Genomic DNA, 12,182 nt, shown 5'->3' on the forward strand with positions numbered 1-12,182 from the left:
GCAGGTCGCACGCGTGGCGGAGGTCGGCATCGGCACTATCTACCGTCACTTCCCGACGCGCAACGCACTGATCGAGGCGGTGTACCGAAAGGAGAGAGCGATACGCTGATTGATGCGGCCGTACAACTGATGATGGAGCGGGAGCTGGTGGTGGCGCTCCGCGAATGGCTGCTGCTATTCGTGGATTTTCTTGACGCCAAGAAGGCATGGCAGAGGCACTGAGTACGATGATCGGCGGCCCAGATGTCCTCTACAGCCGAACTCCGGCCCGCCTCGCCGCTCCTGTCACAGCGTTGACCGACCGCGCAGTCAAAATGGGCCCCCAAATTGCATTAGTAACTTACACGTTTAACTTACTGTTTTATCCGCAATAACGATAACGCTTTCACATATTTTTAATAACACTTTCACGACTTCTTCAGGTCGTCAGATCTGCGATGTTTAGTATGGTACCGCATATCCGTAGCTTTCGAGCTTACCGTCTACATCTGTGTCAAACAACAGCTTAGCGGACGTAGGTTCTCCAAGTGCTGAGAAATTACCCACAACAACTGGCTCCTACTTTACATGCAAAGAGCTTTCGATTCACTAAACTTCGAAAAACCATGTTTGATTTTTTAGATAGAAATAAAATTGAACACACCCGTTCTTTTTATGCAAATAGCTATGTATTCAAAATTTCTCAGTCGCTTTGGCAAAGAAATGATGTCGCGAATTGGATTTTTAGATCAGGAAATTATGTTTCTTTTCTTTATGTCCGGAACATGGCTGAATCAGTGCATCATCAAAAAAACAGCCCCTACAGGGCTGCTTTTGTACTACGGGCTAATTGCTCGTGTATTTTACCCAATCATATTCAGCGTATAGCGGATTCACTCCATTATACGAACCCAGCCAGTCGTCAACGCCAGTGCCATTCCATAAATTCATCATAATCTTGCCTGGCGTGCTTGGTAAGTTTGTAGTTGCCGTATGCTTTAAAACCCCGTCAACATACCACTTAATGTACCCTGGCTGCCAATCGAAAGCATAGGTGTGGAATCCTCTTGATGCATCAAAGCCCAGATCAACAATCTTCTCGTGACCACCGACCCCGTTTGTATAATAGTTGAATTGCACTTTTGTCGTGTCTTTGCCTAAAAATTCAATATCTATTTCGTCCCATTGCGTGCCATCAGTAGGTCCCGTATACGTAAAAAAGGAAGATACGATCCCTGTATTTTTAGCAGGCTTCATGCTGACCTCGTATAAGCCGTATCTGTAAGTGTTCGTCGATCGATACTCTCCACAGTCAAATTTATTGTACGCAGAACTTGTTAAGCCAAGCTTCATTTTGCCATCGTTCGTAAAATTGACATTATTGGCACGCCAAGTGCAATTAAACATGTTCCCATTGGAATATCCATCCGCCTTTTGCCATGCACCAGAATTGAAACCATTAAGTGGTTCCCAAAAAACATTCCCCGCATAAACGCTTACCGAAAAAAACAGAGAGACAATACCCGTGACCATTAAAGTGAACCAAGATTTCTTCTTCATTTTACACCTCCATAAAAGATTGACCAAACATGAAAGAAACGGCTGGCAATGATACATTATTTCAAGTATTGACTGGCTTATCAAAAAATATAAAGCGCTTCCATATTTGGCATCTTCATTGTAGCTTGAAATTGAGGCGTAGACTATAGCAAACTTAACGATTGAAAAATAATTTCAAAAAAACTGAATTTTATCAAGTTGTGGTTTGGAAATGTAAGTTATACAATTAGATGCAAGAAATACAAATAAACGTTATAATTTTCCATTAAGGGAGGTGATGATTTTGCAATAGGATAGACTCAGGAAGCGGAGCCACTACATGTTTATACCATTTTATTCTTTTGGCATAATAGTCAATTAAATTTTTGAGGAGGAGGCCTTTCTTTGAAAAAATTAGGTATGGTATGTAAAATAGTTCTGATACTTGTATTCATATTGCCTTTAAAACCGGTGTTTGACCAACATATAGATGCATGGTCAGGTATGCCCATGGGAGAGCTCCATGTCAGGGGCAATCAATTGGTGAACAGCAGCGGAAAACCTGTTGTTTTGAGTGGCTGGCATCAGCCGTCGGGAGCATACTGGACCTATCAAAACAGTAATTATTATCTCAAATTGAATGGTAACAATCGTCATGCAGCAATTTTGGCTTATTTGAAGGATATCACCGACACCTTTACGGACACCAGACCGAAGTATGGAAGCAACCACGGTTGGTATATGAATCAGGTCCGATTGTTTATTGACCGCCAGGATATGGGAGATGTGGCCGCAGGGTCATACAACTTCGCCGGTTTACAGGCAGTTACACAAAATGTGATTATTCCATACATCAATTATGCGAAAACAAAGGGCGTTTATGTTACCCTTGGTCTTGATTTCACTTTGGCTAACGACCAGGCTACAACACAATCCAATTTGGACAAATTTAATCAAATCTGGGGGTATCTTGCCTCGCAGCCGGCTATTAATAGCGCGGATAACGTCATGTTTGAACTGATCAACGAGCCAATTAAGTCGTATGCGAATGGGCATTGGGGAGGCTATCCCGGCGAGAATGATTTTCTTGACCATTGGAATGATCTGAGAAGATTCCAGAACTCTATCATTTCCACGATTCGAAGTAAAGGAGCGGATAATGTCATCTGGGCTGCAGGACTTGGATACAACCAATTTTACAGCCCGGTGGCAAAACACCCGCTGACAGACCCCTTGAACAACTACGGCTATGCTGTCCACTGGTATCCGGGCTACGGAGCTTATGATAACAAGGACAAGCTGCAATCGCAATGGGATTCCAACATTAAGGCGGCAGCTCAAGCCTATCCAATAAATGTTACAGAATTTACCTGGTTCAAAACACAACCCGGCGATTCAGAGTACTGGAATTTGTTTAACGGCTCTAATGATGGATTTGGGAAAAACACGAAGTCCATTTTTACAGCAGCCGGTAATGTCAGCATGACCGCACATATGAATGGCTTTCTGCTGGAATCTGGAGCAAGGAGTTCATTTGCGGACCCAACAGCAGGGTTAAAGTGGGATGGCGATACCCGACGTCAGGCGATGGCCCGCTTTTTGTTTGGCTGGTACTATGAGCGTGCACAGGCCTATCCGAGAGCACTACTCCAGAACAGTGAATCAGCAACGGATAATGTGCCTGCGGATGCACCGACTGATGTGCTTACAGATACATACATTAATGCACCGACTGACGCACAATAAGAATGATGTTAATACTTTCAGCTACCGACAGCCTGTCCAATTGGATAGGCTGTTGTATTATTTTATAGAAATGAGAACTCAAAATCACTTAGCAGGCGGTGAACAAATGGAAGAAGAAAGCTCTTCGCGAATTATGTATGATGATCAGTTTATATGAAGTTAGTAGAACTTGCTGTAACCTCTAATTTGGGATTCACAAAGTTCCGTCACCTAACATTTACGTCCATTTTTAGGCTTCCGTTATGTAAGGTTGTTGAAATGATGAGGAGAGAGTATAGTTTGTATGTATTTATTTTGTGCGGGAAGAGGTTAATATGGCGACAATTCATGATGTAGCATTAAAAGCGGGCGTGTCGGTCACAACAGTATCCCGTGTAATGAACAACCGGGGATATATCAGCGAAACTACACGCAAAAAAGTGTTCGACGCAATGGAGGAACTTAATTATCAACCGAATGAAATAGCACGATCCCTATTGCGCAAGCAGTCTAATATTATTGGCCTGATTATTCCCGATGTCTCGCATCCTTTCTTCAGTGAGCTTGCCAATCAGGTCGAGTTCTATGCCTATCAGCAAAACTGCAAGGTCCTGCTGTGCAATTCCCATATGGATCCCGTGAAGGAAAAAGTGTATATTGATATGTTGAAGCGGAACCGGGTGGATGGCATCATTATGGGTAGCCATACATTAGAAGTAGAAGAGTACCGACATTTGAATTCACCGATTGTGACATTTGATAGACAGATTGACCCGTGTATTCCTTACATATCCTCGGATAATTATCGCGGAGGCGAGCTGGCTACGGAGCTGCTCATCAGCAAAGGCTGCCAGAAAATTGCGCATATATGCGGAAATCTGGAGCTGAACATGCTGTCCAATGAGCGGACCAAAGCATTCCGGGATGTCGTGGGCAGGGATGGTGTCCAGCATGTGATCGTTCAAACAGACTTGAATGTGTTCGACCAGAAGGAGTACGAGCGAATCATTTCAAAACTCGTTCATGAACATCCCGATGTTGATGGAGTGTTCGCAACAAGTGATATTATTGCGGCTTTTGCGCTGAAAGAATATATTCGCGCTGGAAGGCATGTGCCAAAGAATGTGCGCATTGTAGGCTTCGATGATGTAAGCGTTGCTTCCTGGCTGACGCCGGAACTTACATCGGTAAGACAGCCGATTGCAGACATCGGCAGACTGGCGGTCGAGCTGATCCGCAGGCAGGCGGAAGGGGAGCAGGTACAACCTGTCAATCTGCTGCCTGTTGAACTAATTGAGCGTGCAACGACCTGAATGAAAATCTGTTCCTCTAACAAGGGGAACAGATTTTTTTTAGTACATGTTAAAAATTCAACATGTCAAACGATTGACACAAATTAAACCTTTGACATATAATCCGTTTGTAAGCGTTTTATTTAAGTGTTCAGAGCCATTATATAAATAAGGGGATGACAACAATGAGGAAATTCAAAAGAGTTCAATGGATGGTAATGCTGCTTCTTTTGGTTATGGTGGTGTCTGCATGCAGTGGCTCCGGAGGAGAAGGTAATTCGGCTTCTGGAGGGGGATCAGGGGATTCGAAAAATGTGAAAATTACGCTTTTGAACTCCAAAGGCGAAATCCTTCCACAGCTGGAGGAAGCCGCGAAGGCGTTCCAGAAAGACAATCCGGGCATTACTGTTGAAATCCAGCCGGTTCCGACTGGTGGATCTCCTTTTGAGCGTGCCTCTGCCTTGTATGCATCAGGAAACCCGCCGACCATGATCATGCTAGATACAGGCGATGTTGAGAAATTTAAGGACCGTATCCTCGATCTAAGCGGGGAAAAGTGGAATGCGGACACTGTTGAAAGCGCTACCACCGCTACGACAGTTGATGGTAAAAATTACGCGTTTCCACTGGCTGTTGAAGGCTACGGATTCATTTACAACAAAGCCGTTGTAGATAAAGCGGTAGGCGGAAGCTTTGATCCCACCACAATTAAAACCCGAAATGACCTTGAAAAACTGTTTCAGCAAATCGAGACATCCGGAAAGAAAGCACTGGTGATTTCATCAATGGACTGGTCCCTGGGCGCTCATTATTTGCCTCTTGCTTATGCAGGCCAGAACAAAGACATGGCTGAAGTGGACAAATTCATGGCGTCACTAAAAGCGGGCCAGGCGGACTTGGCTAATAATCCTGTATTTAACGGACTTATGGATACATTCGACGTCATGATGAAATACAATATCGATCAGGCTTCTCCGCTAGCAGGAACTTATGAACGCGGACCGGAACTGCTCGGCAAAGGTGAAGTTGGCATTTGGTTCATGGGCAACTGGGCATGGCCGCAAATCAACAGTTTTGATACCGCTAACAAAGAATATGGTTTTCTGCCTGTACCCATCAGCAACAATGCCGATGACTACGGCAATCAGGAGATTTCGTCTGCTGTATCCAAGCGCATTGTTATTGACAAGGAGAAGGCTACTCCAGAACAGCAAGAGGCGGCGAAGAAGTTCCTGAACTGGATCGTCTATGAAGAGAAAGGCCAGGATTTCCTCGTGAACCAAGCAAACATCATCCCGGCGTTCAAAAATATTACACTGCCTGCGGCCGATCCGCTTGGCAAGTCCATCCAGGATTATATCGCAAAAGGCAAGTCAGAGCAGTCGATGAGTATGCTGCCTGCCGACCACTGGTCCAAGACAGGATCTTCCATGCAAAAGTATCTGGCGAAACAGGGCGATCGAGCAACACTGGTTAAAGAAATCGAAAACTACTGGAAAACGGTTAAATAAGGTTGTTTTCAAATTACCTGGAATAGAGAGAGAAACCCGGAACAAAGGGAGGGATCATCATGATTACGGAAAAAGGAGTATGGAACCGGCTGCGGACGCGGCTACTGTTTACCGGCCCAACCTTGTTTGCCTTCATAACGGTAATGATTATTCCATTTTTGTATGGCATCTATCTGACGTTCACAAACTGGGATGGTATTTCCACCACACTATCGCTGGTTGGTATCCAAAACTATCTGGCTGTTTTTAGAGATATTGAGTTTTGGAAATCGTTCAGCTTGACGCTCAAGTATGTGTTTTATACCGTTGTTCTTATCAATGTGATCGCTTTTATGCTGGCTTATGTGCTGACAAAGGGGCTAAAAGGACAGAGTATTTTCCGGGCGGGATTTTTCCTGCCCAACCTTGTCGGCGGCATTGTACTCGGTTTTATATGGCAGTTTATATTCAACAACGTGCTTGTCTATTTGGGACAACATGCCAGCATACAGTCGCTCAGCACGACTTGGCTGGCTGATCCCGACAAAGCGTTCTGGGCACTCGTGATTGTAACCGTGTGGCAGAACGCGGGTTACATGATGGTCATTTACATCGCAGGGTTGACTGGTGTCCCGAATGATATTATGGAGGCCGCAAGCATTGATGGGGCAAACAGCTGGACCAGACTGCGGAAAATGGTGCTGCCCTTGATGGTTCCTTCTTTCATCGTATGTATATTCTTGTCCCTGCAGCGCGGATTTATGGTCTATGACGTGAACCTTGCGCTCACGAAAGGTGGGCCGTTCAGCAGTACTCAAATGGTGTCGATGCATGTGTATGAAAAGGCATTCCTTTCCCGTGATTATGGTGTGGGGCAGGCAGAAGCATTCGTGTTGTTCCTGATGGTTGCTCTCATCACTCTGCTTCAGGTTTATTTTAGCAAGAAGTTGGAGGTGGAGGCGTAATGACAAGAAAAAGAATTGCTTCCTCCGTGATCAAATTCATTGTGCTGACAGTCATACTCATATTGTTCATCGTACCTTTCGTCTTTTTGCTGATCAATTCGTTCAAGGAAAACATGGCCATCACCTCAAATCCGTTATCGCTTCCAGAGAGCTTCAGTATGGTCAATTATATGAATGCATTTGATAAAATGAATTACATCGCTGCCTTCACCAACTCATTGGTCATAACGGTGTTAAGTGTTCTGTTTATCTCACTGTTCGCGGCGATGACGGCTCATTATTTTGTCAGAAACAACACCAAGTTCAACCAATATACATTTATGCTGATGGTTGCATCCATGATCATTCCATTCCAGGCTATCATGATTCCATTGGTGAAAATCTACGGGTCACTTGATCTGCTGAACAGCAAGTGGTCGCTGATTTACATGTATATCGGTTTTGGCAGCTCGCTGGCCGTTTTCATTTATCATGGTTTTGTAAAGAGTATTCCAAAGGAACTGGAGGAAGCGGCGCTAATTGACGGCTGCACGCGGTTTCAGACATTCTTCCGGATTGTGTTTCCGGTACTGATGCCCACGACTGCCACCATTTCCATTCTCAATGTACTGTGGATCTGGAATGATTTTCTGTTGCCTTCCCTTATTTTGGTCGATCCGGAGCAAAGGACACTTCCGTTGTCCACGTACAACTTTTATGGAACCTATACAGTGGATTATGGTCCATTGATGGCAAGTTTGGTACTGACGATATTTCCGATCATTATCATCTATCTGTTCGCCCAGAAGTATATTATTCAGGGTGTTATGCAAGGCTCGATTAAATAACTGCAGGGGGAGGATGCTTTATCAAACAGACTAGAACGTATACGAGAGAGCGTGCAGATCAATTTATTTCCCAATCGAAGCATATGCTTCGGCCAGATTATCGGCTGCACTACCATTTAATGGCTGAATTGGGCTGGATGAATGATCCGAATGGCTTCATTCAATATAACGGGCAATATCACTTGTTCTATCAACATTACCCGTATAAATCAGTATGGGGACCGATGCACTGGGGACATGCAGTCAGCCGCGATCTTATGAAGTGGGATTATCTGCCGATCGCTTTGGCACCGGACGGTGAGTTCGACCAGGATGGCTGCTTCTCTGGCAGTGCGATTGAGCAGGACGGAAAGCTTGTCCTGATGTATACCGGACATGTTGTAACCGGGCCTGACAAAGATCAGGATTACAAGCAGTCGCAGGGAATTGCAGTATCAGAAGACGGAATAACGTTCGAAAAGTGGGAGGGCAACCCGGTCATCGGTTATGACGCTATACCGGACACGATCAGCCGTAAAGACTTCCGTGACCCTAAGGTGTTTAGGCACGAAGATCAATATTACGCCGTTCTCGGCTCTAATGATGCGAAAGGGAACGGACTTGTACTGCTTTACCGTTCTGAAGACCTGAAAAGCTGGACGTATGTCAATGTACTAGCCGTGAGTGACGGACGCTTCGGCGATAATTGGGAGTGTCCAGATCTGTTCCCGCTCGGTGGTCGGCACGTATTTATGCTATCCCCGCAGCGCATGCCTACACAGGGGGAGGCTTACCGCAATCTGCATTCAACCATGTACGGTATAGGTGATTTCAATTCCGCTGCCGGAACATTTACGGCAGAGCGGTATGCACAGGTGGATCACGGATTCGATTTCTATGCCCCACAGTCAACCTTGGATGATAAAGGGCGGCGTATCGTCATCGGATGGATGGATATGTGGGAATCGGAGATGCCGACTCAGGAGGGGCACCATTGGGCTGGTGCGATGAGTCTTCCGCGGGAAGCGGTGATCGACCACGACAGATTGCTGTTCCGTCCACTTGAAGAGGTAAAGAATTACCGATGCAATCTGTTCGAGCAGCGAGGTATCTTACTGACAGGTGAGCAGATTATGGACACGCGCGGAGATAGCTACGAACTGAAGGTCGTATTTGAGTTTGAGTCCAGTAACACCGATGAATTCGGTTTGAAACTGCGGGTGGGCGACGAAGAGGAGACTGTACTCTCGTACCGTCCCGATGATGGTCTGTTCCGTTTTAACCGTGAGCGTGCCGGTATCGGACCGGGCGGAGAGAGAAGAGTACCCTTGGAATTACAAGAGGGGCGTCTGGAGCTTCGGATTTTCGTCGATAAAAGCTCTGTGGAGATATTCATCGGCGACGGCGAATACGTTCTCACAGGAAGAGTGTATCCCGGAATGGAATCAACAGGTATTCGTGCATTTGCGAACGGAAACTGTACGATTGCCTCGTTCCAGAAGTGGGATATCCTCGCATAGAATCGCATACAAACAGGAACCTGACCGTGGATGGTCAGATTCCTGTTTTTTTGTGGCCATTTTGCTCGTGTGATTTTAGGCGCGCTTATGTTGCAGATAAGCATCAAGATAAGCATCAATTTTTGCGAGAGCTTCTTTTGTACCGCCGGATTGCTGGAAGCTGTCATTTATTTTTTGTACGCCCTCTTTATACGCTGCGTTTGACACTACCTCATGTACGGCATCTCTTAACGTTTGTGTATTGATTTGATCCTTAGTTATTCGATAGCCCGCTTGAAGTTCCGTTAACCGCTGTGCGACCATGGGCTGATCCTTGTCCTGAGGCAGTACGACCAAGGGTACATTAAAGTGAATTCCTTCATTTACACTGTTCATTCCACCATGAGTAATAAATACATCTGAATGACGTAATACCTCCAATTGAGGAACATAAGACGAGATGATAAAGTGCTCTGGAGCCGGGTTAATTTTGGTAAAGTCAGCTTTCTCGCCAGCTGCAATCACGACGATGCCTTCAAAATCGGAAAAAGCCTCAATGCAGGTGTTAAAAAAGTCTTCAGTGTGGTCCAGCACAGTTCCCATCGAAATATATAAAACCTTTTTACCCTGTAGTCTGTCCAGCGGGAATGAATTTTCTCCTTTGCGCTCCGGGAAGCTGGGGCCAATAAAAAGATGCTCCTCCCCAAATTGTTCACCATTCGGTTGAAAATATCTGCTCGTATATACAACATTCAAAGCTCCTGAATTGTTCATAAATTGAACCAGATCTTTGGGAGCAACACCGAACCTTTCTTTCATGAGATGCAGTGAAGACGTGACTTGTTCATCAGGCTGAAACGGTACTTTAGCGTCGGAGCGGAAGAGATTGGCAGCCATCAGATGATTTGAAATGAGAAAAGATGGGGATGAAGAAATGCCTGGAATATTCAAATAATCTCTTACTAATTCACCAGCTCCGAATCGATCATAGAACACCAAGTCAAATTGAATACGCTCGGACAGCTCCTGAGTGATGGCTAAGATGTCCATCGAAGTCTGGATATGAATATTCATAAATGCGTTCAGTCCTGCCGGAGTGTTGGTATCAATGGAAGCAGTCCTGACCAGATCAGGATGCAGGTGAACCTTCGCTCCAACTGCTTCGAGTCTATTCTTGTATTTCTCAGTTGTAATGTAATGTACTTGGTCCCCTCGTGCTGCAAAGGCTTGCGTGATCCCAAGCGTGGGGTTTACATGTCCTTCTGCCGGAAAGTTAACCATTAATACGTTTAACATTCATCATTACTCCTTTTCTCTACAATTAAGATCGCAGTTTTCACTGAATCTCTCAATCCATAATAACAATAATATTTATTTTTTCAAATGATATCCTTTCATGATCGTGAAACACATGTTGGCATGAAATGTGTATAACAAATATTTAACTCGTGCATAGTAAAGGCGAACTCTACTTAGCAAGGGAGGTTTTTTCTAAGTGAATGTTCAAAGAGCGCAAGAAATAGCGTCCTCTTCCATTATGGCGAATGTGTTGTGTGATGGGTTACCCATTTATATTCAGCATGTGAACGAGCAGAGTGAGACGGCACGCATTTATGCGCTGAGCAATCCAGAAGAGGAACGGGAAGTACCTTTATACACGTTAACAGAACGAGATCAAATCCTTGAATAGAAAGGAGCGACATGAAAAGTGAAACCGAATCAACAGAAAGAGATTGAGGCAGACCGCTTGAATTTTCGTGACCAGACGGATGATGTGGTTAGAGAAGTGCCGGCCACGACGGATGCCAGCGAAGCAGTCGCAGCAATGACCTCACATATCAATAAATACGATGTACCGGATGAGTTAGAGGAAAAATAGAGAATGACCAAGCGCGCACAGGGGAACCTGCTGCGTGCTTTTTATATGATGCATAATGAGTAACCAAAGATTTAGCAGCTCTGTAAGGGGCTGCTTCTTTTTTGGTTTCAAAATCATCATTAATGTTACAAAAAAAGTATTGCATATAGGTTTACTAGGTATTATGATAACAACAGATTTATATTTTTTTGTTTTTCACAAAGGTATAAGGTTTAGACCTTAAAGATTTATGATCGGAGTGTTCATATGTTAATCCAAACTCCTCTGCGCTTTGAAAAAGTATCGGCTAAAAAAGTGAGTGATTTTATTAGGGAGCAGTTGGAAGAGGCTATTATTTTAAAGGAATTGCTTAGCGAGGAGCAACTACCGACAGAGCGGGAACTCGCAGAAATATTTAATGCCAGTAGAATTACAGTCCGTGAGGCGTTATCCCAATTGGAATCCAAGGGACTCATTGAGAAGAGAGTAGGTGCCAAGGGAGGGACCTTTGTTCTTCCAGTGACAGCAAACTCTCATAAACGTACCCGAGAAGAAATTGCAAAAGATTGGGAAGCTATGCTGAAGGTCTTTGAATATCGGATGATTGTGGAGCCGGAGGGTGCTTTTTTAGCGGCTGCGCGGATCACCACGGATGAACTGGACCTGCTTCAGCATTACCTGGAACAGAGCATTGAAGCGGACTGTACCCGAGAATGGTTTCGGGCCTTGGATGTTAAATTCCATCTGGCCATTGCCAAAGCATCCGGTAATCCATTTTGTGAAAATGCGGTTAGGCAGATTCGGACCAAGATTAACCCAGCACTTGATCTCATGCCCTATGATGATCAGATTCGGACGGTGAATTACGACGTCCATACAGAAATTCTGAGTGCACTTCGGGCACGAGATGCTGAGAAGTCGCGGGAAATGATGAAGCATCATATCGGACATTCCGCAGATGCCATTTATGCAAGAGTGGTTGCAAAAGGCTAACGATATCATACAGAAAAAGAATACGATTCGAGTGGG

12 protein-coding genes are annotated in these 12,182 nt (G+C 44.8%); 10 read left to right on the forward strand and 2 right to left on the reverse strand.

Annotated elements, in window-relative coordinates; genetic code table 11:
- The first annotated feature begins 13 nt into the window (after positions 1 to 13).
- The gene (locus NLX73_RS25175) at positions 14 to 109 is read left to right on the forward strand and encodes a TetR family transcriptional regulator (RefSeq protein WP_367997117.1); all 96 of its coding nucleotides are present in this window, start codon (positions 14 to 16) and stop codon (positions 107 to 109) included.
- A gap of 716 nt (positions 110 to 825) precedes the next feature.
- Here NLX73_RS25175 and bglS read toward each other — a convergent pair.
- Positions 826 to 1,539 (reverse strand): beta-glucanase, encoded by a 714-nt coding sequence (bglS, locus tag NLX73_RS18955; protein WP_414126420.1) that lies wholly within the window; start codon positions 1,537 to 1,539, stop codon positions 826 to 828.
- A gap of 384 nt (positions 1,540 to 1,923) precedes the next feature.
- On the opposite strand from bglS, the gene NLX73_RS18960 reads away from it, so the two are divergent.
- The 6 genes from NLX73_RS18960 (at position 1,924) to NLX73_RS18985 (ending at position 9,316) form a co-directional block, all read left to right on the forward strand.
- The gene (locus NLX73_RS18960; RefSeq protein WP_254327011.1) at positions 1,924 to 3,264 is read left to right on the forward strand and encodes a cellulase family glycosylhydrolase; all 1,341 of its coding nucleotides are present in this window, start codon (positions 1,924 to 1,926) and stop codon (positions 3,262 to 3,264) included.
- A gap of 314 nt (positions 3,265 to 3,578) precedes the next feature.
- Complete coding sequence (locus NLX73_RS18965; RefSeq protein ID WP_254327012.1) at positions 3,579 to 4,556, forward strand: LacI family DNA-binding transcriptional regulator; 978 nt, start codon at positions 3,579 to 3,581, stop codon at positions 4,554 to 4,556.
- A gap of 164 nt (positions 4,557 to 4,720) precedes the next feature.
- Positions 4,721 to 6,046 carry an ABC transporter substrate-binding protein gene (locus NLX73_RS18970; protein WP_254327013.1) on the forward strand — a complete coding sequence of 442 codons (1,326 nt, stop codon included), beginning with the start codon at positions 4,721 to 4,723 and terminating at the stop codon, positions 6,044 to 6,046.
- A 59-nt stretch (positions 6,047 to 6,105) separates the two neighbouring features.
- On the forward strand, positions 6,106 to 6,990 hold the full coding sequence (locus NLX73_RS18975; RefSeq protein ID WP_254327014.1) for a carbohydrate ABC transporter permease: 885 nt from the start codon (positions 6,106 to 6,108) through the stop codon (positions 6,988 to 6,990).
- Positions 6,990 to 7,817 carry a carbohydrate ABC transporter permease gene (locus NLX73_RS18980; protein WP_023990432.1) on the forward strand — a complete coding sequence of 276 codons (828 nt, stop codon included), beginning with the start codon at positions 6,990 to 6,992 and terminating at the stop codon, positions 7,815 to 7,817. Before NLX73_RS18975 ends, NLX73_RS18980 begins: the two co-directional genes overlap by 1 nt.
- Before the next feature lie 83 nt (positions 7,818 to 7,900).
- Complete coding sequence (locus NLX73_RS18985; RefSeq protein ID WP_254327015.1) at positions 7,901 to 9,316, forward strand: glycoside hydrolase family 32 protein; 1,416 nt, start codon at positions 7,901 to 7,903, stop codon at positions 9,314 to 9,316.
- A gap of 75 nt (positions 9,317 to 9,391) precedes the next feature.
- On the opposite strand, the gene NLX73_RS18990 is transcribed toward NLX73_RS18985, so the two are convergent.
- Entirely contained in the window at positions 9,392 to 10,591 is a 1,200-nt protein-coding gene (locus tag NLX73_RS18990) for a macrolide family glycosyltransferase (RefSeq protein WP_254327016.1), read from the reverse strand.
- 199 nt (positions 10,592 to 10,790) lie between these two features.
- Between NLX73_RS18990 and NLX73_RS18995 the strand changes: the two genes are divergently transcribed.
- From NLX73_RS18995 to NLX73_RS19005, 3 genes are all read left to right on the forward strand, one after another.
- Positions 10,791 to 10,985 carry an H-type small acid-soluble spore protein gene (locus NLX73_RS18995; RefSeq protein WP_254327017.1) on the forward strand — a complete coding sequence of 65 codons (195 nt, stop codon included), beginning with the start codon at positions 10,791 to 10,793 and terminating at the stop codon, positions 10,983 to 10,985.
- Positions 10,986 to 11,003: 18 nt separating this feature from the next.
- Positions 11,004 to 11,174, forward strand: a complete 171-nt coding sequence (locus tag NLX73_RS19000; protein WP_176716844.1) for a hypothetical protein — start codon at positions 11,004 to 11,006, stop codon at positions 11,172 to 11,174.
- A gap of 246 nt (positions 11,175 to 11,420) precedes the next feature.
- A complete protein-coding gene (locus NLX73_RS19005) occupies positions 11,421 to 12,146 on the forward strand; it encodes a FadR/GntR family transcriptional regulator (RefSeq protein ID WP_254327018.1) in 726 nt (241 codons plus the stop codon).
- Positions 12,147 to 12,182: the final 36 nt, after the last annotated feature.

Origin of the sequence: Paenibacillus sp. CH40 (assembly GCF_024213605.1) — a bacterium.
Classification (GTDB): Bacteria; Bacillota; Bacilli; order Paenibacillales; family Paenibacillaceae; genus Paenibacillus; species Paenibacillus polymyxa_B.

Coding starts and splice junctions, on each gene's coding strand:
- NLX73_RS19005 (WP_254327018.1), top strand. CDS start 11,421: ATGTTAATCCAAACTCCTCTGCGCTTTGAAAAAGTATCGGCTAAAAAA.
- NLX73_RS18975 (WP_254327014.1), top strand. CDS start 6,106: ATGATTACGGAAAAAGGAGTATGGAACCGGCTGCGGACGCGGCTACTG.
- NLX73_RS18965 (WP_254327012.1), top strand. CDS start 3,579: ATGGCGACAATTCATGATGTAGCATTAAAAGCGGGCGTGTCGGTCACA.
- NLX73_RS18980 (WP_023990432.1), top strand. CDS start 6,990: ATGACAAGAAAAAGAATTGCTTCCTCCGTGATCAAATTCATTGTGCTG.
- NLX73_RS18990 (WP_254327016.1), bottom strand. CDS start 10,591: ATGTTAAACGTATTAATGGTTAACTTTCCGGCAGAAGGACATGTAAAC.
- bglS (WP_414126420.1), bottom strand. CDS start 1,539: ATGAAGAAGAAATCTTGGTTCACTTTAATGGTCACGGGTATTGTCTCT.
- NLX73_RS18970 (WP_254327013.1), top strand. CDS start 4,721: ATGAGGAAATTCAAAAGAGTTCAATGGATGGTAATGCTGCTTCTTTTG.
- NLX73_RS18985 (WP_254327015.1), top strand. CDS start 7,901: ATGCTTCGGCCAGATTATCGGCTGCACTACCATTTAATGGCTGAATTG.